Genomic DNA, 21,153 nt, shown 5'->3' on the forward strand with positions numbered 1-21,153 from the left:
GTAGCATCTGCCAGGATCAAACAGAATTGAACACATAACAGACATAATATAATAAGTATTATGAAGTACGCTAAAAATATAGACGAGTATACACTAAATTTGAAACAAATTAATTTGTAACTAATTCACCACATCTACAAAACCAACATCATACTTGAGAAAATTCAAGTACTCACTAAAGTATAGCTACATGTGGAAAAGCAGTCATCATTGTCATAATTGTTAATACAATAAAACTTAGACCAACGCCATAAAACATATAGCACATCTATTAGACAGACAAATTTTAGTAACAAATTCAATTAAAAAATATTGCAATAACTATTAAATTATTAAAATATTTTATTAAAATATTTATTAAATGATATTACACTATAAAATTACGTTAATTTTTAAATAAATAAATCATAATAAAAACAGAAAATAAAATTTTAACACTGTTAAGAAATTCAAAATAAAAATTAATTGTTTGTTAAAATAATAAAATAAGAAACAATAGCCCGTATTCCTATATGAGCCATTGAGAAATTGAATAACTACTATATAAATGTAACTATTTAAAACCGATTAATCTAATTTTTTTCGAATAACTGAAATTATTCTAGTTAAACTTCTATGCATCTTAATTCCATATTGCTCGACAATTTCAAAACCGACATCATCAGCAAGAGGTTTTAAATCCACATAGTGAGGACTGGCCATGCAGAGATATGCGTCATCCATCATATTATCATATATTGAATTGAAGAATTCTTTAAAAATATCATTTCCTTCAATATCTCCAGTAGAAGTTGAAATTCCATAAGGCGGATCTGTAACTACTGCAGCAACTTTCTCATACATTTTCAGTTCACGGACATCTATATTGAAAGTCCTATAATCTGTTATCCCATAATAATCCAAATTTATTGAAGTTCCATTTTTCATTTTCCAGTAAACATCTGATCCTACAACTTTACATCCTATCAGCCCTGCTTCAATAAGGATTCCGCCGGTTCCGCAAAACGGATCAAGCAATAGCTGACCTTCTGTAACTCGGGACAGGTTTACCATGCACCTTGCCAGTTTCGGACTCATTGAACCAGGATAGAAAAATGGTCTTTTGTGAGGTTTGCTGTCCTGAAAATGTTTTTTATTTAATTTAATCTTTTCAATGGCTATGTAAACATCATTTTCAAATGCCACCAGACGAACCAATGAATTGGGATTTCTTAATTTAACTTTAATATCACTATAATTTTCCAAAATCAGAGATCCCGCCTTTCTTTCTGTTGCAACAGTGTCAATTTGAGAATTGAATCTTTTTACACGCACTGCAAAACTTTCACTGATATAACTTGACCAGTCAATTGCTGAGATATCATCATTTAATGAGTCAACAGATGACTTTTTTATTATTTCATGAACTTCATGAGTATAACCAAGTCTTTTTGTTAAAATTGCATAATACTCATCAATTTTATCCGGAGAAATATTTTCCAGTACAACTAATCCTTCAGTTACTGGATTTACATCAGCTTCAATATTTTCACATTCCATTACAGCTCGAAGTTCAGCCTGAGGCAACAGTGGATGTTCCTGAGATTGTATACATAGTAATTCCATTAAAATACACCTAAAAAAATTAAAAAAAAATTATTTTTTGAACTTGTCAAAATGTCTTCTTATTACAGTTTCACTGGAATCCTCTTTTTCATCTACCTGAGGAGATTCTTTTTGAGGAGTTTCTTCCACTTCTTCATCATAATAAGTTTGAGGTCCATAATCATGATAGTATTCATCACTTCTTTGTGAATAATTGTCCCTTACTTCATCATAATAAGTTTGAGGTTCAGGGTCATGATAGTATTCATCACTTCTTTGTGAATAATTGTCATTTACTTCCTCATAATAGCCTTCATTTGAAAAATTTCTTGGGGAGTTATCATATTGAACATTATACTCATTGGAATTGTCCGCAACCCTATTCATTGTCCTTTCAAAATCTTCATCGTAGGGTTCATATTCATATTTTTTGGAAGGAGGTTCCTGAAAGCTGAACTCTTCCGGATAATATTCATATTCCCTACGGGGATAACTTTTTCTTTCACGGGTTATTGGAGTAATCGGTTCATACTCATCATAATACATTTCATCTTCAACGAAATCATTTTGAGGAATGTTCGCAGAAGAATATCTCCTATTTTCAGGACCCCTGTTGATGAAATTCCTAGGAGGTTCCTGGAAGTTTCTATAACCCATCATATTGGAAAAGATTATTTCCTCCACCTTTGACGGACTGGAAATATTTTCAAGTGTCAACTGATTATTGTCATAAGCGCTGAATGCGGAAACTGTACCTACATTAAACATTTTTGCAAGAAAGCTTTGAGAAGAGTTTACATCCTGAATGGTTGTATAAGGCATGTAATTTTTCTTTGTAGACAATATTCCAGATTTAATTATGATTCTTGTATCTGTCAATGTATACTCAATTGAGTACCATCTGAGAAGTTGCATGATAATATATAAAATGACCACCAGTATAACAACAAAAAATGCTATTGCAGCATATCTTGTTAACGGAAGTCTGATATGTGAAATTAGATAAACTTGCATTTCACCGATAAACTGAATTATCATAGGTGAAACAAAAAAAACAATGGCTAATAAAACAACGCCATAAATAGCTTTTTTACAACCTAAAAACATATTAGGCTTTGTTTTATAAAGAACTCTTTCATTAGCTCTTTCATCATTTTTACTAAATAACATAATTATAATATTTTAACTTACTTTTAAATAAAGTTTTACTAAAAAAAAGTTTAAGAAATAAGCCTCAGCTCGCCCATCATTCATCACCAATCAGAGCTCATAGGGTTCATCATTGGCTTATTTTAAAAAATAAGAAGAATTAAATTTAACCGAACATTACACCTGCTTCGGTGTTGTATAATTCTTCTTCATTAGTTTTACTCATGACTTTTTCGACTGCGTCCATAAAGTCATCTACTGTAATTTTGTCACGTTTGTCACGAATGGCAAACATACCTGCTTCAGTACATACTGCTTTTAAATCCGCACCTGAAAGGCCGTCGGTCAAGTCTGCAAGCAAGTCAATATCTGCTGCTTCTTCAAATGACATGTTTTTGGTGTGGATTTTAAGAATTTCCTTTCTTCCGTCAATGTTTGGAAGAGGAACTTCAATGAATCTGTCAAAACGTCCAGGACGTAACAGTGCAGGATCCAAAATATCAGGCCTGTTTGTAGCTCCGATAATTCCGATATCTCCTCTTGATTCAAATCCGTCAAGTTCTGCAAGCAGTTGCATTAAAGTTCTTTGAACTTCCCTGTCACCGCTGGTGGAACTTTTAAGTCTTTTAGCAGCTACTGCATCAAGCTCATCAATGAAAATAATTGCAGGTGCCTTTTCCTTAGCAAGTTCGAATACTTCACGAACAAGTCTTGCACCTTCACCAATGTACTTTTTGACAAACTCTGAAGCTACGATTTTAATGAATGTAGCGTTGGTTTCATTTGCAACAGCTTTTGCAAGTAAAGTTTTACCGGTTCCAGGAGGTCCGTATAACAGAATACCTTTAGGAGGTTCGATACCTACTTTCTCGAATAATTCCGGTTCAGTCAATGGAAGCTCAACAGTTTCCTTAACTTCCACGATTTGCTCTTCTAAACCACCGATTTTATCATAAGTAATATCAGGTTTTGTTTCTATTTCCATTCCAGAAACATTGGCATCTTTTTCTGAAGGCAGTACTTCAACTATACCGAAAGTCTGTTGGTTGAGTGCAACCCTTGAACCTGGTACTAATAATTTTTCATCTAAGAATTTTGAGTAATTAACAAGAAAACTAGGTCCGGTGCTACTTTTAACAGTCATTCTATTATCATCTAACACTTCAGTAATTGTTGCTAATACTAAAGGAGGAGACCTGAACCTATCTACTTCTGAACGTAAAGATTTGGTTTCTCTTTCTAATCTAATTTTTTCATTTTCTATTAGGACTTTATCCTTTTCTAATTTCCTAACTTTCCACATTAAGTTACTTTTAGCTTTGGATTTTTCTTCCCTTAAAGAATCTATTTCTTCTTGTAGAGATTCTACTTTTTCAATCAATTGTTCTTTTGAAGAATTTTCCAAATCATCAAAATCATCCATGTGAATCATCTCCAGTTAGTTATAAATTTATACATCATGTTACTTTAATAACAATTTGTAATTTTAAAGTATTTAAAGGTATTCATTTTAGAACATACTAACAAATATTAATAAGTTAAATCATATAATATAATTAAAAAAAAATATAGGAAACTGATTAAAATGGAATGTGAAATTTGCGGTAAACCAGTACCTGAACATAATCCAATAAGAGCTAAAATTGAAGGATCAGTTATGATTGTATGTAAAGAGTGTTCCAAACTTGGAAAAATCCAAAAGGCACCTCCTAAACCAAAATACGTACAACAAAAAAACAAACGTCAACCAAATAAACCTAAAAGAAATTATTCAAGAAATGATGAACCTTCTGAAGAACTGATTGAAGATTTCGACATGACCATCAGAAAGGCCAGGGAATCTAAAAATTGGTCCCGTGAAGATTTAGGTAAAAAAATAAATGAAAGAGTTTCAGTCATAACAAGAATTGAAACCGGAAAAATGACACCGGATACAAAACTCACTAAAAAATTCGAAAAGGCATTGAATATTAAATTGCTTGAAAAAGTAGAAAATGTTGATTTGAATCAGTTCATAAACAGTTCATCCGGCGAACGTACACTTGGAAATATAATGAAAATAAAAAGGAAATAGTTATTTTAAATAACTATTCAATTTTTCATTTTTGACATACCTGTCCTTGCCTTTTATTTTATAATCAATCATCCCTTCATTTATAGCCTTGCCGGAACGATATTCCTTAAAATATTCGGCTCCATCCAACTTATTTTTTAATTGAGAATAACCGTCATACTCATCACTTACAACAACTACGTGAGCAGGTGGATGAATATTTTTAATTTGCAGAATGCTTAAAGTAGTATCTTCCTTTACAAAAAAAGCGGTTGCAACATTTGATTTGGTTTTAAGTTTGGCATTGAGTATACCTTCCACCAGTGAATCTGCAAAATTAGAATCGATGACTCTAGGTTTTGTAACTAAATTTAAGTTAGCATGCCTTTCCATATCATTAATAGCACTGAGCAATTTTGAGTTATTTTCTCCTCTCACTAAAATTAAAGCCATAATATCACAATATAAAAAAAATTAAAGGTGAAAATCACCTTTCTTGGAATGATTTTAATAATCTACTTCTAAATACAACCAGCAGAATCAGAATAATACCTACAGCCGTTTGGATACTGCCTAAGATATTTAAAATGTTACCGTCAATAGGCAAGTCCCATGCAGGAGAAGATCTGTCTCCAGGCAATGCATTATAATAAACACCAACTGCTTTAGAACCCTGTTTTACGTTAATGTCCTTAGGTTCAACATGGTCAACACCCATTAAAAGACCGTTGTTAATACCTTTATTGATGGATCCTGCAATAGCAGATGCATCATAACCATATTTGGCTACTGACGCTTCAACAATCTCTTTTGTGGTTGAGGCCAATCCTGACTTATCACTACCATAAACCGATACACTTACCGCATTAGGGCTGACCGTCAATGCATTTCCTAAAGCTTCATATGCATAAACAGTTCTTAAATCTCCTTCACAAACAGGACATTTATCATAACCTTCAGATGCAGGATAACCGACACTCCATCCGCAGTCTTCACAGACTTTGGAGTATTCCTCATCCATAGGATAACCTGATTCATTCATATCTTTAGGAGTGAACATGTCACCGGTTGATATTCCGGAAACGAGGTTTACACCACCCCCACCGTATTTTTCTCCAGAGTCATTAGCTACTTCTCCCATAGCTTCTGAAAGAATAGTGGTTGCAGGATAACCGTCCCTAATCATTTTACCAATGTTCATTGCAGTTTCTTTTCTAACTGTATCTGCAGTACCATACATTGGGTTTCCGTCAGTGTTCCTCAAGTGAATAATACCTCCTTTTTGACCAGGCTGCAATGTAGCTATACCACTGTTATACGGAGTAACCTTAATTGTATTTGCTGCATCATCCACAGTAATTACATATGCGTCGAAAGACCCACCAATTGCGGCACCCATATTCGGACCACCTACGAGAAGACGAGCACCATCATATGAAGATGCAATAGCTGCCGCAGAAGCTGCTGATGCATTATTTTCTAAAGTAGCAACAGCATCAACAATGGAATCCAACCTGGTATCAGAACTACCGGTACCCCCTGAGAGTACTGCAAACTGATTATTCTTAGACATTAAAAATGTAGATTGGAACATGTTGTCTGCAAAGGACATACTTCCTGCAGCTGCACCGTTAGGATCTTGTCCAGTAGGATCAGTAATAACAATAATGTTACAAGTAGCTGCTACGCTACTCATAGTCATTAAAAATATTATTAAGAAAACTATGGATGCTTTAAAATTTCTAGATTTCATTTATTACTCCTAGTGCTATTTTCTAATTCAACAGAAGAAAAGTCTTCTATAACTGTAACAGTCACTACACCAGTATTTTTATCCACTTGTACATCAGCAGCAGTAATTGGCATAACTGATGTACCTGGAACCGTCGATTGTGCTGCAAATTCTTGAGCCGTCTGCAGCGCGTCCTGGAGAGATACCTCCCGTTTAGAAGTTTTTAATATGTCTCCATAAATTACACTACCATCCCTGAAACCGGCCTGCATCACATTTGCCCTGATAGTATCCACCGGAACAATATCATTTCCTTTAACAATGATTCCGGATATTGGAGTACCGTCACTCATCTCATCAGAGGATGCAAAGGCCACATAGGTAATTAAACGGCCACAAAGAATCAAAATAAACGCAAGTAATAAAATAATTAATGTGTCTCTTCTAATCTTTATAAACATGTTTATATCCTCATAAGCATATTATTCTTATTCTAGAATAAATTATACATTTATTATATTAAGTTAATATGATATTTAAATTTATATAATATCATTTAAAATAGATTCAGCGGGATCCATTCCCTGAGCGCCAATCAATAAAATAACATCATTTTTATCTGCTTTCTGGTAAGTATCAGCCAAACATTCCTTTAAATTATCATAATGAATAAATTCCACATTATTTTCATTTAATGTGTTGAAAAATACTTCCCTTTCGCCGTCCTCAACAAAATTCAAATCGTTTACAACATCATTGCTTGAAGATAAAATTAACTGAATATTATCGTCCATGGATTCGACAAGAGCGTCAACATTCAACTGATTGATTTCAATTCCTCTTGAACCCCTGATGGCGCATACGACATATAATGTCTGATTTTCACCAAGGAGTTTTTTAGTCTCAGAAATGGTTGCCCTTATCCCATCAGGATTATGTGCAAAATCATCTAAAATCAAAGGGGAATCATTCAATTTTGCAAAACGCCTATTCAATGCCTTGTATGATTTGACCCCTTCTGCAATGACGTTAATATCCAAACCTAAAGAGATGGTTGCGCCGATAGCTGACAGGATATTTTGTATGAAATGAGCGCTTTTGAAAGGAAGCTCATCATAGGTTAAAATTACCTGACCGCCATATACTATCTCACTTCCGTTAAAGTAAACTGAATTGTCCTCGCTGATTTCGGACATGGATGTGTAAAACGGATTTTTGGCGTCCAATTTCATTACAAGTTCATCATCATGATTAAGTATGCAGATACCGTCACCAATAGCTTTAGGAACTGCTACAATCTCATCAAAAACGTCTTCAATTGAATTGACAAGACCAATATGATCCATAGCAATATTTGTAATTACTCCAACTTTCGGACTAACTGCCTCACTCATTAAAGCTGCATGATTTTTCATCAGATGACCTAACCATCCCTGAACTTCTGAAATCTCTATAACCAGATAGTCAAGCTCTCCGTTTGCAGCAACTTCATCGGAAATCAATTTAGAAACCATAGGATCAATGAGAGTATTGAACTCGGATTCACTGTCAGTATTGGTAAGAACATGATAACCTGCATTGTCCAATATATGATAGATTAAATGTGAAGTTGTTGACTTTCCGTTAGTGCCGGTAATAACAATATTTGTTGAATTTGGAGAAAATTTCTCGATTGTATGGGACAGTGCGTAAGCATTTGCAAGTTCTATTTTATCTGTTATAATCAGCGGAAAGTTTAACTTTTCAGCCATTTGACAAGCGCCATCCTTTGGAGTCTGAGTAATCAGGCATGCAATATTTTTTTGAAATGCAATTTCAATACCCTTTGCATCAATCCAATGCCTTATAACAATATCTCCAGTATGAGCATCATTTAAGAATGTAAATTTTCCGGTAAATCCGTCAATAGAGAAAAAATCAACATTACCAATAAGTTTTCCTTCAATATCCCTAGCCAAATCTTGAATATCCATATAATCACCAAAAAAAAGATAAAATTAAAATAAGTACATCTTAGCTAAAATACCAACAATAGCTAATAATGCTGTAACCGCCCAGTAACTGAGAACAATTTTTATCTCAGACATTCCATAATGGTTTAAAGTGTGATGAAGCGGTTCTACAGGCAATTTAATAATATGTGCTCTGTGAAGTAAACTTACCACAACAGAAATGATAGGAACTCCTAACACAAGAACTCCAAAGTAAGGTATGTCACATACCATTACTGCAGCAGCATAACCTGTTCCCAATACAAATGAACCTGTATCCCCCATAAATATTGAAGCCGGGAATTTATTGAATACTAAAAATCCTAGACATAAAGCTGTCAATATTAAAAATGGTGGAATAATTGTTGCAGGTCCGAATAAATATCCATATATGCAGCATGCAAATGAAGCGATGCCAACAATACCTGCTGCCAAACCATCCATACCGTCAATCAGATTAACGGAATTAATTGATCCTAAAACACCTATAATTACAACAGGAATAGCTAAAATACCTAATTCAAAACCACCTAAAGTAGTTATGACACCAGTTAATGCTAAAATAAATCCTAAAACAATTTGACATATTATTTTTTCAAGCTCTTCAGGTTCTGTTTTGATTGGAACTTCTCCAATAACCTTTACTTTGCCAGCTTCCAGCAAGTCATCGACTTCCGCTTTTGCTTTTGGAGTAGCAACACGAACCTCCTCATTAGGTTCAACATCCAATCTTCCAAGAGTAATTACTTCATTAGATATGTTAACAACAATTTTTTGAACTTCTTTAACTTTCAAACCGATTAAATCATCAACTAAACCAACTATTCCTCCTGCGAGCATAATAAATGAAACAATCAGAATAGGAGTATTTTGATAATATAATGCTATAATTAAAGAAATTGTAAATAAGAATGCAATACCTCCCATTGTAGGAGTACCGCTCTTATGCCTATGTTCACTAACTATAGGGTTATCAGCAATCTTTGCTTGAAGCAATATCCTTTTAATATACCATGTAAAGAATATTGTAGCACACAATGTTATTAAAAAAAGAATTAACATATCTGTATTATTCATCTTACCACACAAAAATATTCTAATCATTAGAATATTTATCGATAGTAGTATATAATTATAACTTATAACACAGATTTAAGTTAATTTATCAACTAAATCTTCAAGCTCTTTTTTTGAATTTGCCCTTGCAGTCACCCTCTGATAGCCTTCAGGACCATGAACAACAAAATCATTATATGCAAATGATTTTACAGGCTCTTTAGGAGAAGGACCTTCATAATTTCCTATCGGAATTTCAGTGGAATAATAATACTCCAATTTATCGGAAATATTGGCCAAGCTAAATTCACCTATTGCCATGTTAATAAGTTCGCATAAAGAGTTCACAGAACAGGTGGCTGTTGTCAAATACCTTGTACCGTTTGGACGGGTATTGACCTCAATAGCATACAGCTGGTCATTTTTAGGACTGTACATGAAATCCATTTCAAAAATACCATCTGAATTTAGGTTTTTAGCCACCTTATATGCAGTATGCTGAACCAGATTATTGTCCAATCCTTTAACCATGCACGGACCTGTTTTTACTTTATTTAACGGGTGTGTTCCTTCAATAGTTGTTTCACCCTTATAAATAGGAGGCAGTGCAACGTATTCACCGTTGAATCCCAAAACTTCTATGGAAATTTCAGATCCTTCAATGAATTCTTCACATAATGCCTGATTAAAATCATTGAAATATTCATTTACATCTTCAATCGATTTTGCTACCTTAATATCCTTTCCTCCCTGGCCTTCACCCTGTTTTAATACAACAGGAAAATCCAAAGTCAATTCATCAGGACTTGTTAGGATTTGATAGTTTGGAGTTACAACACCGATGTCATTGTAAAACTCTTTTGTCTTAATTTTATTGGATGTTAACTCAACTGCACGAACATCAGCTGCAATCACAGGAATGCCGTGTTCCTTTTCGACTTCCTCCTTCATGTGTGCAACATCAATCAGCGGAGGGTCAATACCTATCAGAGGAATGATTGCATCAACATTCTGCATTAATGCCACCTGTTTAGGCCCATCCATTCCACGAGGAACAATGAAAACCTGGTCAGGTAAATCCAGATTAATAGCATTCTCATTTGATTCTGTGAGTACGCTTTCTATGCCTTTTTCTTTGACATACCAGTCAACATCATCATATAATCTTGAACCAATAAATAAAATTTTCATACAATAATCCCTTTTAATATTTTAATAAAGTCATTAGCGGCATTTTCAACATTGGCTGTTGGTTTATCATCATAATCCATGGATTCTGGTTCTATTCCAACAAAAATTATCTTAAAATCAGTTCCCTGTTCCAGATATCTTACAAAAAAAGATAATGACATTGAATGGGTTGAAATGCCTATGTTAGCAAAATCGTCCTTATCGACAATTTTAATATCTCCCGGTTCACCGTCCATCAGACATGCATCCACAATTATCACATGGGACGGATTTTCCTTTCGGATTTTACCGGTGAAATTTTCTGGAACTGTTTGAGCATCAATAAACAGCATCTTTTCATTATCTTCAATGTTTTCTTCTTTCAGTTTCTTAATTATATATGGACCTACTCCATCATCACATTTGAGCTCATTGCCAACTCCCAGTATGATTAATTTTTCAAAATCTTGTAAAAAAGAACTTAATTGAGATTCAAAAGACAAATAGACCACCATTTAAATTATTTCAGATTTGATACTTTCAATTCCATTTCCCATAATATATTTTAATTTTACTTTTATTAAATCATTGCTTTTTACAAATTTTTCTTCCAATGGAATTAATAATGGTGGATTCAACATTGGTGTTGGGCCGCAAATTAAATTATCATTGAGTTTAGTGAATGTGGTTATTTTCAATCCGTTGATTTTTCCGTCATGCAGTGCTTTAAAAAGTATTTCTGCTTCAAAGTCAGGATTAATATCCTCTAAAAAATTAAATTCAGAATAAATAACGGGCCGGGACATCTCTTCATATTTTGCATTTTCATCCCAATGGACATATTCCCTCTGCATATTGACTAGTTCAGCAGAGTTGATTATTCCCTGAGGAATTATTTTACCGTCTTTTTTTAAAAACTGTCTGGCATGATTTAAAACCGGAACCTCTTCCTCATCTATTAAAGCAGTATCCATCATTTCACAGACTATCAAATCAGCCTTTTCAGTAAACTTATAATTTAAAACATCACTGTTGACAACCTGAATGTTTTCAAAATCAGACAGGTTTTCTTTTGCACAGTCATATGTGCCTTTTTCAATTTCAACAGCTACAATTTCCTTAAAATAATCACTTAAAAAATAAGATAATACTCCACTACCGCAACCTAAATCATAAGCCAAATCCATTTTTCCTTCATAATCTCTAATTGCCTGTAAAAATCCCGCAAGTCTTTCAGAATCTTTAAGCAAGTCAAAATGGTAGGGAGTAGTTTTGAATTTCATGAGAAATAAAAAAGAATTAATGGTAGTGATGAGCATGGCCATGAGAATGACCAGGTTCGTTGAATTCCTCACCATTTGCAGTACTGGTGAGTTTTACATGTTCAACGCCTTTAAGTCTCATAATTCTTTCAGTTAAATCACGAATTTCTGCAATGTCTCCGTTTACAACAACAATTTCCATACAGTATTTATCGGTCATGTGGATATGCATACTGGTATTGATTTCATTTCTGAAACTGTGTTGAATATCTGCCAGGCTTTCCATTACGCCGGTATAATGATGATCATAAATAACAGTGATAATACCTATTCTTTGACCTTCCATGGAATTCATCCACTGGTATCTAACGATATAATCTTGAAGAGCATCACGAATTCCTTTTGAACGTGACTGATAACCTCTCTCTTTTAGAACTTCATCAAAATCTGCTAATAATTTCTTAGGTAATGACATACTTATTCTCATCATAAAAAAACACTACTTTAAAATTAATTAATAAGTATTTTATTTTTAAATGTATATAAATATTATGATTAATTTGTAAAAAAATATTACTTTAATAAACAGACTTTTAGAAAAAATTATTATTCGACGAGAAGATAATACTCGCCGTCATCCTTAACAATGGATTTTAAAAGTCCCTTATTTTGAAGAGATAAAATAATATGATACATTCTAAAATTAGTAAGGTCTAAATCGCCATAAAGCAAATGACCTTCCAGAGTATATTTGGAAACAAGATTTTTGTCATCTACCAATTCTTGAATTAACTTATATGACTCTTTTTCTTTCATGTTTAATTCTAGTTCCTCCACATCCTTTTTGGAATTAACTGTGTTAATTTCCTTTTCATGTTCGGACAAACTAGCTTTATTGTCTTTAAAAACAACCAAATCTTTTAATTGAAGCTCTTCTAAAATCTCAACTAAATCGTATTCATGGAACCCCACTTCCTTCATCAGGACAGAAACAGGGATTCCATCGGGATATTCGAGATTAAATATCCTTATCTGGTCTAAAACAACTTCTTCTTTTTTAGTAATGGTAATCATATAATCATTCAACTTTAGTTTTTATAATAATATTTTATAATTTAATATTACTTAATATTTATGATTGGATTAGGATAACTGCATTTCATTCTGCAATGCTTTAGCTTCCTGCCTGTTTTTCTCCGCATTTTCTTCAGGAGTCAAATCATGAGGCCTTGTGAAAAATAAATCCAAATCATTTACAACCTGGCAAATTGACATGTGTAAAAGTTCTTTTAAAGCCAAACTCCTTTGAACACGGTTTAAAGATTCGTCACCGTAAATCCTGTCGTGATCCTTTTTATAATCCTGACGTATTTTTACAGGATCCAAACCTGTTTGAAGCTGTGATTCATCATATTCTTCAGTCAACATTAAGAAATTAATCAGTTCTTCCTTTTCTTCAGCAAAATCATTTTCCTCATCAGCAATTACCTGATGGAAATACTGATAAACAGATTGGAACACATCTCTTGAGACATTACCGTTAATTATGTTATCGATGAACAAATCAAAAGTCTCTGAAATGTAATATTTCCCGTTTTCCTTTTTGGTTTGAAATACCAATTCGTTTTCAACATTGGCCACATATTGAACTAAAACAACATCCTGGCCTTTTTCAAAGGTATTTGTATTGAATTTAGTATTATTTAATTTATAATCAGAATTAGTTTTTAAAGCATTTTCGATATTTTCAATATCTTCTTTTGAAATCTCCATAAACTTTTCAGCCATTTTTAATCAACTCCCATTATACATTTTATACAACTGCAATATTAAAAGTATTTATTTATAAAATTTTAAAATTTAATTATGAAAGCTGAAGACATCCTTATCGAACTTAAAGAATTATCCCAACAAACCCAAATTACAAAAAAAGAATTAATGATGCTTCTGAAAAAATATGCTCACATCATCTCAGTGAATGATTTAATGATGGCTACAGTGCATATACGAAAGGATGGGGAATATATTCAAGCGCAATACCGTGAAAAATACCTGAAAATCTACATAAAATATTTCGTATTGCGCATGAGGGAAGTGCTTGAAAAAGAGGATTATGAAAGCTCAGCAATCATAAACAAGCAATTACTGGATGAATCATTCCACCTGCTTGAAAGGACATTTAAAAATGAAAGCATATCCAATGATAAGGACAATAAATTCCCCCTTATTTACGTCATTACATCTCTTTACACAACATTTATCCTGGAAGAACCTATTCATCCGGTAGGCAGTGAATTTCCAGGAAATTTAGCAGTGGAAGAAAGGAACGGTACATTCTTTTGTCCAGTTAAGGATAATCAAAAAGATAATGAAAATGCAATCTGTCATTTATGTCTTGCAGAACAGACACCGGATATTTAGAGTTGATGAAAATGAACATATGTCTTTATGGATCAGGAAGCCGTGAAATAGATGAAATTTATACCGATAATGCATATGAGTTAGGATGTGAGATTGCCAAGCATGGCCATACCCTTGTCTTTGGAGGCGGTGACACCGGAATGATGGGGGCCTGTGCCCGTGGAGTCCATGACAATAACGGAAAATCCCTTGGAATAGCACCTCCATGGATTGGAGATTTCGAGCCTCTCTGTGAAGATTGCAGTGAATTCATTTATGTGAATTCAATGGATGAAAGAAAAAACAAATTTGTTGAACATTCAGATGCATTCATCATATCTCCGGGAGGCATAGGAACACTGGATGAATTTTTTGAAATTATCACCCTTAAAAAATTAAAACAGCACGATAAGGAAATTATTGTATTCAATATTGCAAATTTCTTTGATAAGATGTTTGAAATGATTGAAGAAATGGGCGAGAAGGGTTTTTTATACAAGCAGGATGAAATCTTTAAAACAGCAAGCAACATTGAAGAAATATTCGAATATCTGGAATGAAATAACTTAAATTTTAAAAAAAGATGATGCCTATGATAAGTGATGATGAAACTTTGAAAATTGTGCAAAGATTGGAAAATGCGGGAAATATAGACATTAAAAAAACAATTGAAAAGGCAGCCACAGCAGGCTATTTAGGTGAAGAACACTTTTATTGTACAGTTATAGAAGAAGGCGGAATGACACACATGGTGCCTGAAATCTTCGGAGACAGATACAAATCAATGAAATTAGATAATCTTTACTTTGACATCATATCCAAGGCACTTGACCACGACGGCATCTATATCTCTTTGGGATACTGTGCAAGCAATCTGATGATTCCGGACAGCGAATGTATGGAAATAATCGAATATGACGATTATGATTTGGAAGAAGATGAACTGGAATACCCTGTCGAATATGCATTAATTACAGCAGACGGCGTGAAGAAATTTAGAGTTTTTGCCGAAGAGGGAATAGCCGGACATGACCGCACAGAGGATGTGGGACTTATGATAAATATCATTGACGGAGAATACAAGGCATACTTCGCTCTCAGGTCAACTGACCAGTGCATGTCCAGTTTTAGAGTTATGCCCTTCAGCATAAAATATCAAAAAGAACACCCATTATCACTTAAAAATCCTATAAATAAGATATTAATTGAAATGATTGATAAAACAATTATTTTAAATGAATGAAGAAATGCAGCACAAAAAAATATTTTTATACTATTTTTTATTCTTCATCATCATCATTTTTTAAAGATTCAATATAAGCTTCACGGATTTCCTCTGCAAATTCATCATTTCCTTCAATTATAGGACCGGTGTAATCACAATCCCTGCAAATACATTGTGACCAATTTTGAGGAATAATCCAATCAACATTTCTAGATCCGCATCTTGGACAAATTTTATGCATTTTCATTTTATCACCAGACAACCCTTTAATCTTTTCATTTCATAAGTTTTTTCCCAATTCATAAGCTTCATCAGGATATTTTGAAAATCTGGTCATGGATGGAGTTCCGCAGCCATAGCCTAAAATTCTTCCTTTATCCTCTAAATTAAGATATCTCAGTAATGTATCATAATGAGCTTCCAAAGCGTCAAATGTCCAATCATCACTGTTATATGCAACAGTTAAAAGAGCTGATTTCATGTGCTTTTGCTGAATTGAGAAATTTCTTGAACAGAACCTGTCCACAAGAATTTTGAGTTGAGCTGACATTCCATAGTAATATAATGGAGTGACAAAGACCATCATGTCCGCCTTTAGTATTTTTTGTCTGAATTCATCCATATCATCGCTTAAACTGCATTCTCCTTCATAACCGCAATGAACACATCCGATGCATGGAGAAATATTTGCATGAGCAGCATCTATCTCATCAACATTGTGGCCTGCTTCACGTGCCCCCTTCATGAAACTTTCGGCAAGCATATTTGATGAGCCGTTTCTGTTTGGACTTCCTTTTAAAACCAATATTTCCATAATCTCAACCTCATTAATATATACTATTTAAATAATTATAGATATATACTTTTAATCACTTATAATTAGGAGGATAAAAAAATGAAAAGAAAATCAATAATAATAGCATTAGCCGTACTTATATTAGCATGCAGCGTTACAGCTATTGCAGCAGAAAGTGCAAGTGTAGGAGACTACACTTTTGATTATCCGGATGACTTTAAGGTAAACAGCACCTCCGACACACAGGCAGTATTTGAAAAAGACAACACACATGCCATTGTTGTGCTATTTTCAGACAGTGTTGCCAACAGCGATGATGCAAAAACAAACCTGGAATCAAAAGGCTATGAATTCCTTGGTGAAAATACCTACGACGCAGAAGGATATTCAGTAACTCAACAAAACTTCGAAAAAGATGGTCTTACAGTATATAGCTACAACTTCCAAATGAAAGATGGGAAATACTGTGTTATTACTTACACCATCCCAAGCAGCGAACAGCCTGGTGAAAACGAGGACAATCCAATAACCGAAATTATTAAAACTTTAAAATAGCCTCATTGAGGCTATTCTAATTTTTTTAAAAAATAAAATTATTTTAGAGTGAAAACTATTGATCGGACTATTGTAATCAAGCAACAAATACTGATTGCAATCGGATGACCTAAAAACGCCACAACCAAACCAACACCGAAGAAAATCAACGGAATTATAACTGCATTTTTAACGTTTAACGCCTCTTTCAACTCTTGATTTTCAGAATTAATTCCAATTAATGATTTGGCCATGACATAATGAAGAACATTAATTAAAATGAAATCCAAACCGTATAAACATTGGGCAAGCAGTGAAAATATATTATTCGCAACAAAAGTTGTCAGATAAGGAATTAACGAAACAATAAGTAGCAAAATAATATTTTGCCAAATAATTCTTGGATTAATCTTTTCAACATGATTATAAATTAAATGATGATACTGCCACAGGTTAGTACATACTAAAAAACTAATAAGATATGCAAAATAAGAGTTTTTTATTGCCCATAATGCGGCAAGTGAAGCATCGGCAGGTTGAGGTAATTCCAACACTAAAACAGTCACTATAATTGCAATAATTGCATCATAAAATGCCTCCAAACGATTGGTGGGCATATAATTTTTAGTTTTCATAATAACCAATTGTTTTAAGAATTATTTAAAATTTTTTTCCAATCTCAAAAGCTTCAGCAAATTTTTCAGGCTGGTTTCGAACATCTCCTAAATTTCCAACATCGAGAACGTCCAATATCTGATAATGCATGTTCATTTGAAATGGTTGTATTTTGGTAAGCTCAATATAGGAGTCATAATATCCTTCAGGACCCAAATGAGTAAATATTAATGCAACTTTACCAGATAATGAAATAAATGGATTATTTGTAATTCCAAAAAGCCTGTCCAGCAACACCTTTAAATCTCCGGTCATCTGTCCGAAATATATCGGAGTTGATACAATCAATCCTTCAGCTTCGGCAATTTCATGTGTTACTTTAAGTCCATCATCATCAAATACGCAATCTCTTCCGCTCACGCAGACACCACATCCCCTACATGGATGCACTTCCAAATCACTGATGCAATGTTTAATTACATTATGACCATTGCTTTGAGCCCCTTTTATCATTTCATCAAGAAGCATGTCCGTATTTGCATGCTTTCTAGGTGAACCCATTAATGCTACAATATCCATTATAATCCCCTTTTATTATTTCTAATCTTAGTTAACATGCCCATATCCAGGTTATCTATTCCCTTTTGAAGATTTTTAATAATTTTTTCTTTATTCTGTTTGAAATTAACATTATTCAAATCCATTGATACGGTATGGTGAGTAATGAATCGTCCGTCAAAATCCAAATTCTCGATAAACAAAAGCAACTCATGCATCAATTCTTTTTCAACCAGAGGATGAAATTTTCCCCGTTTATATAATGCCAAAAGTCCAGTTCCCTCAAAAAGAACCAAACCTCCAGTTCCGACAACTGTAGGATTAGCCTGGCTGAATATCTTTGCTGAATTCAATGCATGCTGTTTTGACAGTTCAACACCACCGATACCATTTAAAAAAGTTAACCAGTAATCTATTCCTGCTTTATCCAGCTTTTCACATTGTTCTATAATATCTTTACTTCCATAACCTTTCTTTACGCTTTTAAGTGTTTCATCATCTCCGCTTTCGGCTCCCAGATTTAACTCAAGAATTCCCTTATCCTTAAGGATTTTAAGCTTTTCAACACTTTTGTCCTTAATATTGTCAACACGTGCTGCCATAGTCATTATTTCAATATTCGGCAAATATTTGTTTATTAAATCACAAATTTCATTTAACCTATTGAAACTCAATACAAAAGGGTCTGCACTTAAAAGTTGCAGCCTATCCGTTTCAGGATATACAGATGCAATCTCTTTGATGTCCTCTTCAATCCAATCCATCGGAGATGGCCTGTATTTTACTGAAGAGTACATATTGCAGAATTTACACTTATTATGACTGCATCCCTGTGTAATCTCAAGAAGAGGGGATGGCGGTTCATATGGGTTTCTATAAACAGTTCCAGTATAATGCATAAATTTAACTCCAATTTTGATTTATCTCAAAACAATGTTAAATAATTTTGTCACTTTAAGGAAAAAATGTTTACAAATACAACATTTTTAAATACTTCATTTAAAATAAGATTTAATATGAAAGATAGTATTTTAGGTTTTGGTGCAATGCGACTTCCACAGATTGACGCTGCAAATCCGGCATCCATAAACATGGACGAGTTTAAACAAATGGTTGACTATTATATGGAACAGGGCTTTGATTATTTTGATACATCATATGCATATCATGGTGAAAGATCGGAAAATGCCTTAAAAAAGGCATTGGTTGAAAGATATCCACGAGACTCATTCAGAATAGCCGATAAGATACCGACATGGTTACTTACATGTGAAGATGACAATGAAAAATATGTCAACATGATGCTTGAAAGATTAGGAATAGAATATTTTGATGTTTTGCTGATACATAACGTAAACAAAGCGTTTATAAATTTGGTGGAAGAATTTAAAACCTTTGATTACCTCAAGAAATTGAAAGAAAAAGGCATTGCCAAAAAAATAGGATTCAGTTACCATGACAAGGCGGATTTACTTGAGGAAATTTTAGAAAAGTACTCAGACATTATCGATGTGGTGCAGCTACAGTTAAACTATATGGACTGGGCAGACCAAAGGGTTCAGTCTAAAAAGTGCCATGATTTATGTGTAAAATACGGCATTGAAATAATCGTCATGGAACCAATTAAAGGCGGAACTCTTGTAAATATTGCAGACAGCGTAAAAGAACAATTTAAAGAATATTCAGATAAATCAATTGCTGAGTGGGCTTTAAGATTCGCAGGTTCTCAGGAAAACGTTTCAGTAGTTTTAAGCGGAATGGGTTCAGTAGAACAAATGAAGGAAAATTGTGAAACATTCCAAAACTTCGAAAAAATAACAAAAGAAGACCATCGCTTTTTGATGAAAATGGCTCGTGAAATCAAAAAGACACTGGCTATTGACTGCAGTTACTGCGGATACTGTGTAAAGGAATGTGAGGAAAATATACCGATTCCTGATTTATTCAATTTATACAACAGTGAGAAATTATATTCCCTAGTAGCCAATTTTGCAAATTATACAACCATCACAACAGACAAGGCACCTGCATCTGCATGTACCCAATGCAGAAGCTGCATAGACATCTGTACTCAGCAGCTGGACATTCCGGAGTTACTGATTGATGTTGCCGAGCTATTTGAATAAGGGAGATTAATTACTCCCTAAAATTCTTTATTTTCCAAAACATTGAAATTAAAGATTCAATGTCTGGAACATATGCTTTTAATATTAAAAAAAAATTATTCCTGAATGGTGTTTGAATTTTGGTTGTATGCTTTTGCAACTGCTTTCCATTCACCGTCCATTTTTAACATAAGTAAAACATCGGTGAAGTCAATACGGCCACCCCAGCTTTCTTCAAGGACACGAACAACAGCTAAAGTTTCTTCTAAAAGGATTACATCAATTCTTCCTTTAAATTCATCGCCAGCGGCTACACTGTCAACATTATCATAGAACTGTTCAATAGAACCATGTTCCAAATCACCATCCAAATATCCGAAAAGAACTGCTTCATCAACAAAAAGTTCTCTAGCATATTTACTGTTTCCTTCAGCCACACTTTTTACAAATTTTTCTGCTGCTTTTTCTACAGCTTCATATTCACTAATATCAGATCTCATGATTATTAGTAGTTTCATTATAGTTAAAAATAATCCGTAATTTTAAAATTACTTAATTGATTTATAATAATGCCAACATATCTATAATTATGAATATTGAAGATATCTGCCCGGTAAGTGATTCACTGGATTTTTTCAGCAGAAAATGGGTTTTATCTTTAAAATTCGGGAATACTTCGACTTCTGCAAGTCGGGGATGAATCGAAAAGTTGGGTATACTTTTGTTAATTGTCTATATAATTAGTTATTTTTTAAAATAAGCTTATTTTTATAATGTATTTAGGGGGTATTATTATACTCACTATACTTTTTGATTTTCATATTAATATTGGAAAATTAATACTTCTCATATGCTCTCTTACTATTTCTTTATAAATGGGGAAGTTGTTAATTTAATATTAGTGAGTCTTTAATTTTTGTATG

General features: G+C 33.5%; 26 protein-coding genes. 6 read left to right on the top strand and 20 right to left on the bottom strand.

Features of this window, described 5'->3' with window-relative positions; translation table 11 throughout:
* Positions 1-567: 567 nt before the first annotated feature.
* From E7Z81_RS11245 to E7Z81_RS11255, 3 genes are all read right to left on the bottom strand, one after another.
* A complete protein-coding gene (locus E7Z81_RS11245; protein ID WP_292747870.1) occupies positions 568-1,605 on the bottom strand; it encodes a TIGR01177 family methyltransferase in 1,038 nt (345 codons plus the stop codon).
* A gap of 30 nt (positions 1,606-1,635) precedes the next feature.
* Positions 1,636-2,754 (bottom strand): PH domain-containing protein, encoded by a 1,119-nt coding sequence (locus E7Z81_RS11250; RefSeq protein ID WP_292747873.1) that lies wholly within the window; start codon positions 2,752-2,754, stop codon positions 1,636-1,638.
* Between the two features lie 145 nt (positions 2,755-2,899).
* Positions 2,900-4,138 (bottom strand): proteasome-activating nucleotidase, encoded by a 1,239-nt coding sequence (locus E7Z81_RS11255; protein WP_292747922.1) that lies wholly within the window; start codon positions 4,136-4,138, stop codon positions 2,900-2,902.
* 180 nt (positions 4,139-4,318) lie between these two features.
* On the opposite strand from E7Z81_RS11255, the gene E7Z81_RS11260 reads away from it, so the two are divergent.
* A complete protein-coding gene (locus tag E7Z81_RS11260; RefSeq protein WP_292747875.1) occupies positions 4,319-4,807 on the top strand; it encodes a multiprotein bridging factor aMBF1 in 489 nt (162 codons plus the stop codon).
* Here E7Z81_RS11260 and E7Z81_RS11265 read toward each other — a convergent pair whose 3' ends face one another.
* The 11 genes from E7Z81_RS11265 to E7Z81_RS11315 all read right to left on the bottom strand — a co-directional run bounded on the left by E7Z81_RS11265 (position 4,808) and on the right by E7Z81_RS11315 (position 13,785).
* On the bottom strand, positions 4,808-5,239 hold the full coding sequence (locus E7Z81_RS11265; protein WP_292747878.1) for a DUF356 domain-containing protein: 432 nt from the start codon (positions 5,237-5,239) through the stop codon (positions 4,808-4,810).
* Positions 5,240-5,273: 34 nt separating this feature from the next.
* A complete protein-coding gene (locus tag E7Z81_RS11270) occupies positions 5,274-6,539 on the bottom strand; it encodes a hypothetical protein (protein WP_292747880.1) in 1,266 nt (421 codons plus the stop codon).
* Entirely contained in the window at positions 6,536-6,979 is a 444-nt protein-coding gene (locus E7Z81_RS11275) for a hypothetical protein (protein ID WP_292747882.1), read from the bottom strand. The genes E7Z81_RS11270 and E7Z81_RS11275 overlap by 4 nt, the downstream gene beginning before the upstream one ends.
* Positions 6,980-7,060: 81 nt before the next feature.
* A complete protein-coding gene (locus E7Z81_RS11280) occupies positions 7,061-8,491 on the bottom strand; it encodes a Mur ligase family protein (protein WP_292747884.1) in 1,431 nt (476 codons plus the stop codon).
* A 24-nt stretch (positions 8,492-8,515) separates the two neighbouring features.
* The gene (locus E7Z81_RS11285; RefSeq protein ID WP_292747924.1) at positions 8,516-9,598 is read right to left on the bottom strand and encodes a phospho-N-acetylmuramoyl-pentapeptide-transferase; all 1,083 of its coding nucleotides are present in this window, start codon (positions 9,596-9,598) and stop codon (positions 8,516-8,518) included.
* A gap of 63 nt (positions 9,599-9,661) precedes the next feature.
* A complete protein-coding gene (locus tag E7Z81_RS11290) occupies positions 9,662-10,756 on the bottom strand; it encodes an acetyl-CoA carboxylase biotin carboxylase subunit family protein (protein ID WP_292747886.1) in 1,095 nt (364 codons plus the stop codon).
* The gene (gene hycI, locus E7Z81_RS11295; protein WP_367263287.1) at positions 10,753-11,181 is read right to left on the bottom strand and encodes a hydrogenase maturation peptidase HycI; all 429 of its coding nucleotides are present in this window, start codon (positions 11,179-11,181) and stop codon (positions 10,753-10,755) included. Before hycI ends, E7Z81_RS11290 begins: the two co-directional genes overlap by 4 nt.
* A 69-nt stretch (positions 11,182-11,250) precedes the next feature.
* Positions 11,251-12,018 carry a methyltransferase domain-containing protein gene (locus E7Z81_RS11300; protein WP_292747890.1) on the bottom strand — a complete coding sequence of 256 codons (768 nt, stop codon included), beginning with the start codon at positions 12,016-12,018 and terminating at the stop codon, positions 11,251-11,253.
* Positions 12,019-12,034: 16 nt separating this feature from the next.
* Positions 12,035-12,487: a nickel-responsive transcriptional regulator NikR gene (gene nikR, locus E7Z81_RS11305; RefSeq protein WP_292747892.1), complete on the bottom strand. Its 453-nt coding sequence runs from the start codon at positions 12,485-12,487 to the stop codon at positions 12,035-12,037.
* Between the two features lie 116 nt (positions 12,488-12,603).
* Entirely contained in the window at positions 12,604-13,071 is a 468-nt protein-coding gene (locus tag E7Z81_RS11310) for a hypothetical protein (protein WP_292747894.1), read from the bottom strand.
* A gap of 69 nt (positions 13,072-13,140) precedes the next feature.
* Positions 13,141-13,785 (bottom strand): hypothetical protein, encoded by a 645-nt coding sequence (locus tag E7Z81_RS11315; protein ID WP_292747896.1) that lies wholly within the window; start codon positions 13,783-13,785, stop codon positions 13,141-13,143.
* Positions 13,786-13,863: 78 nt separating this feature from the next.
* Here E7Z81_RS11315 and E7Z81_RS11320 point away from each other — a divergent pair, with 78 nt between their 5' ends.
* From E7Z81_RS11320 to E7Z81_RS11330, 3 genes are read left to right on the top strand one after another with little or no spacing between them, the layout of a single operon-like run.
* Positions 13,864-14,418 (top strand): DUF2115 domain-containing protein, encoded by a 555-nt coding sequence (locus E7Z81_RS11320; RefSeq protein ID WP_292747898.1) that lies wholly within the window; start codon positions 13,864-13,866, stop codon positions 14,416-14,418.
* Positions 14,419-14,429: 11 nt separating this feature from the next.
* The gene (locus E7Z81_RS11325; RefSeq protein ID WP_292747900.1) at positions 14,430-14,957 is read left to right on the top strand and encodes a TIGR00730 family Rossman fold protein; all 528 of its coding nucleotides are present in this window, start codon (positions 14,430-14,432) and stop codon (positions 14,955-14,957) included.
* Positions 14,958-14,989: 32 nt separating this feature from the next.
* A complete protein-coding gene (locus E7Z81_RS11330; RefSeq protein WP_292747903.1) occupies positions 14,990-15,640 on the top strand; it encodes a hypothetical protein in 651 nt (216 codons plus the stop codon).
* 37 nt (positions 15,641-15,677) lie between these two features.
* Here E7Z81_RS11330 and E7Z81_RS11335 read toward each other — a convergent pair whose 3' ends face one another.
* Positions 15,678-15,869: a hypothetical protein gene (locus E7Z81_RS11335; RefSeq protein ID WP_292747905.1), complete on the bottom strand. Its 192-nt coding sequence runs from the start codon at positions 15,867-15,869 to the stop codon at positions 15,678-15,680.
* A 33-nt stretch (positions 15,870-15,902) separates the two neighbouring features.
* Positions 15,903-16,436, bottom strand: coding sequence for a flavodoxin family protein (locus tag E7Z81_RS11340; protein WP_292747907.1), 534 nt, complete (start codon positions 16,434-16,436; stop codon positions 15,903-15,905).
* A gap of 81 nt (positions 16,437-16,517) precedes the next feature.
* On the opposite strand from E7Z81_RS11340, the gene E7Z81_RS11345 reads away from it, so the two are divergent.
* Positions 16,518-16,973, top strand: a complete 456-nt coding sequence (locus tag E7Z81_RS11345) for a hypothetical protein (RefSeq protein WP_292747910.1) — start codon at positions 16,518-16,520, stop codon at positions 16,971-16,973.
* 38 nt (positions 16,974-17,011) lie between these two features.
* Here the strand turns inward: E7Z81_RS11345 and E7Z81_RS11350 are convergent, their stop codons facing one another.
* From E7Z81_RS11350 to E7Z81_RS11360, 3 genes are read right to left on the bottom strand one after another with little or no spacing between them, the layout of a single operon-like run.
* Positions 17,012-17,554 (bottom strand): TMEM175 family protein, encoded by a 543-nt coding sequence (locus E7Z81_RS11350; RefSeq protein WP_292747912.1) that lies wholly within the window; start codon positions 17,552-17,554, stop codon positions 17,012-17,014.
* A gap of 58 nt (positions 17,555-17,612) precedes the next feature.
* Positions 17,613-18,146: a flavodoxin family protein gene (locus E7Z81_RS11355; protein ID WP_292747914.1), complete on the bottom strand. Its 534-nt coding sequence runs from the start codon at positions 18,144-18,146 to the stop codon at positions 17,613-17,615.
* Positions 18,146-19,024 carry a radical SAM protein gene (locus tag E7Z81_RS11360; protein ID WP_292747916.1) on the bottom strand — a complete coding sequence of 293 codons (879 nt, stop codon included), beginning with the start codon at positions 19,022-19,024 and terminating at the stop codon, positions 18,146-18,148. The genes E7Z81_RS11355 and E7Z81_RS11360 overlap by 1 nt, the downstream gene beginning before the upstream one ends.
* Positions 19,025-19,141: 117 nt before the next feature.
* Here E7Z81_RS11360 and E7Z81_RS11365 point away from each other — a divergent pair, with 117 nt between their 5' ends.
* A complete protein-coding gene (locus tag E7Z81_RS11365) occupies positions 19,142-20,251 on the top strand; it encodes an aldo/keto reductase (protein ID WP_292747918.1) in 1,110 nt (369 codons plus the stop codon).
* A 95-nt stretch (positions 20,252-20,346) separates the two neighbouring features.
* Here E7Z81_RS11365 and E7Z81_RS11370 read toward each other — a convergent pair whose 3' ends face one another.
* Positions 20,347-20,730 carry a nuclear transport factor 2 family protein gene (locus E7Z81_RS11370; RefSeq protein ID WP_292747920.1) on the bottom strand — a complete coding sequence of 128 codons (384 nt, stop codon included), beginning with the start codon at positions 20,728-20,730 and terminating at the stop codon, positions 20,347-20,349.
* Between the last annotated feature and the right edge of the window lie 423 nt (positions 20,731-21,153).

It is taken from the genome of Methanobrevibacter sp. (assembly GCF_015062935.1).
GTDB lineage: Archaea > Methanobacteriota > Methanobacteria > Methanobacteriales > Methanobacteriaceae > Methanocatella.

What these genes read in the sequence shown, in the direction of transcription:
- E7Z81_RS11245 (WP_292747870.1), bottom strand. Translation starts at nt 1,605, where the DNA reads ATGGAATTACTATGTATACAATCTCAGGAACATCCACTGTTGCCTCAG.
- E7Z81_RS11250 (WP_292747873.1), bottom strand. Translation starts at nt 2,754, where the DNA reads ATGTTATTTAGTAAAAATGATGAAAGAGCTAATGAAAGAGTTCTTTAT.
- E7Z81_RS11260 (WP_292747875.1), top strand. Translation starts at nt 4,319, where the DNA reads ATGGAATGTGAAATTTGCGGTAAACCAGTACCTGAACATAATCCAATA.
- E7Z81_RS11265 (WP_292747878.1), bottom strand. Translation starts at nt 5,239, where the DNA reads ATGGCTTTAATTTTAGTGAGAGGAGAAAATAACTCAAAATTGCTCAGT.
- E7Z81_RS11270 (WP_292747880.1), bottom strand. Translation starts at nt 6,539, where the DNA reads ATGAAATCTAGAAATTTTAAAGCATCCATAGTTTTCTTAATAATATTT.
- E7Z81_RS11275 (WP_292747882.1), bottom strand. Translation starts at nt 6,979, where the DNA reads ATGTTTATAAAGATTAGAAGAGACACATTAATTATTTTATTACTTGCG.
- E7Z81_RS11280 (WP_292747884.1), bottom strand. Translation starts at nt 8,491, where the DNA reads ATGGATATTCAAGATTTGGCTAGGGATATTGAAGGAAAACTTATTGGT.
- E7Z81_RS11290 (WP_292747886.1), bottom strand. Translation starts at nt 10,756, where the DNA reads ATGAAAATTTTATTTATTGGTTCAAGATTATATGATGATGTTGACTGG.
- E7Z81_RS11300 (WP_292747890.1), bottom strand. Translation starts at nt 12,018, where the DNA reads ATGAAATTCAAAACTACTCCCTACCATTTTGACTTGCTTAAAGATTCT.
- nikR (WP_292747892.1), bottom strand. Translation starts at nt 12,487, where the DNA reads ATGATGAGAATAAGTATGTCATTACCTAAGAAATTATTAGCAGATTTT.
- E7Z81_RS11310 (WP_292747894.1), bottom strand. Translation starts at nt 13,071, where the DNA reads ATGATTACCATTACTAAAAAAGAAGAAGTTGTTTTAGACCAGATAAGG.
- E7Z81_RS11315 (WP_292747896.1), bottom strand. Translation starts at nt 13,785, where the DNA reads ATGGCTGAAAAGTTTATGGAGATTTCAAAAGAAGATATTGAAAATATC.
- E7Z81_RS11320 (WP_292747898.1), top strand. Translation starts at nt 13,864, where the DNA reads ATGAAAGCTGAAGACATCCTTATCGAACTTAAAGAATTATCCCAACAA.
- E7Z81_RS11325 (WP_292747900.1), top strand. Translation starts at nt 14,430, where the DNA reads ATGAACATATGTCTTTATGGATCAGGAAGCCGTGAAATAGATGAAATT.
- E7Z81_RS11330 (WP_292747903.1), top strand. Translation starts at nt 14,990, where the DNA reads ATGATAAGTGATGATGAAACTTTGAAAATTGTGCAAAGATTGGAAAAT.
- E7Z81_RS11335 (WP_292747905.1), bottom strand. Translation starts at nt 15,869, where the DNA reads ATGAAAATGCATAAAATTTGTCCAAGATGCGGATCTAGAAATGTTGAT.
- E7Z81_RS11340 (WP_292747907.1), bottom strand. Translation starts at nt 16,436, where the DNA reads ATGGAAATATTGGTTTTAAAAGGAAGTCCAAACAGAAACGGCTCATCA.
- E7Z81_RS11345 (WP_292747910.1), top strand. Translation starts at nt 16,518, where the DNA reads ATGAAAAGAAAATCAATAATAATAGCATTAGCCGTACTTATATTAGCA.
- E7Z81_RS11355 (WP_292747914.1), bottom strand. Translation starts at nt 18,146, where the DNA reads ATGGATATTGTAGCATTAATGGGTTCACCTAGAAAGCATGCAAATACG.
- E7Z81_RS11360 (WP_292747916.1), bottom strand. Translation starts at nt 19,024, where the DNA reads ATGCATTATACTGGAACTGTTTATAGAAACCCATATGAACCGCCATCC.
- E7Z81_RS11365 (WP_292747918.1), top strand. Translation starts at nt 19,142, where the DNA reads ATGAAAGATAGTATTTTAGGTTTTGGTGCAATGCGACTTCCACAGATT.
- E7Z81_RS11370 (WP_292747920.1), bottom strand. Translation starts at nt 20,730, where the DNA reads ATGAGATCTGATATTAGTGAATATGAAGCTGTAGAAAAAGCAGCAGAA.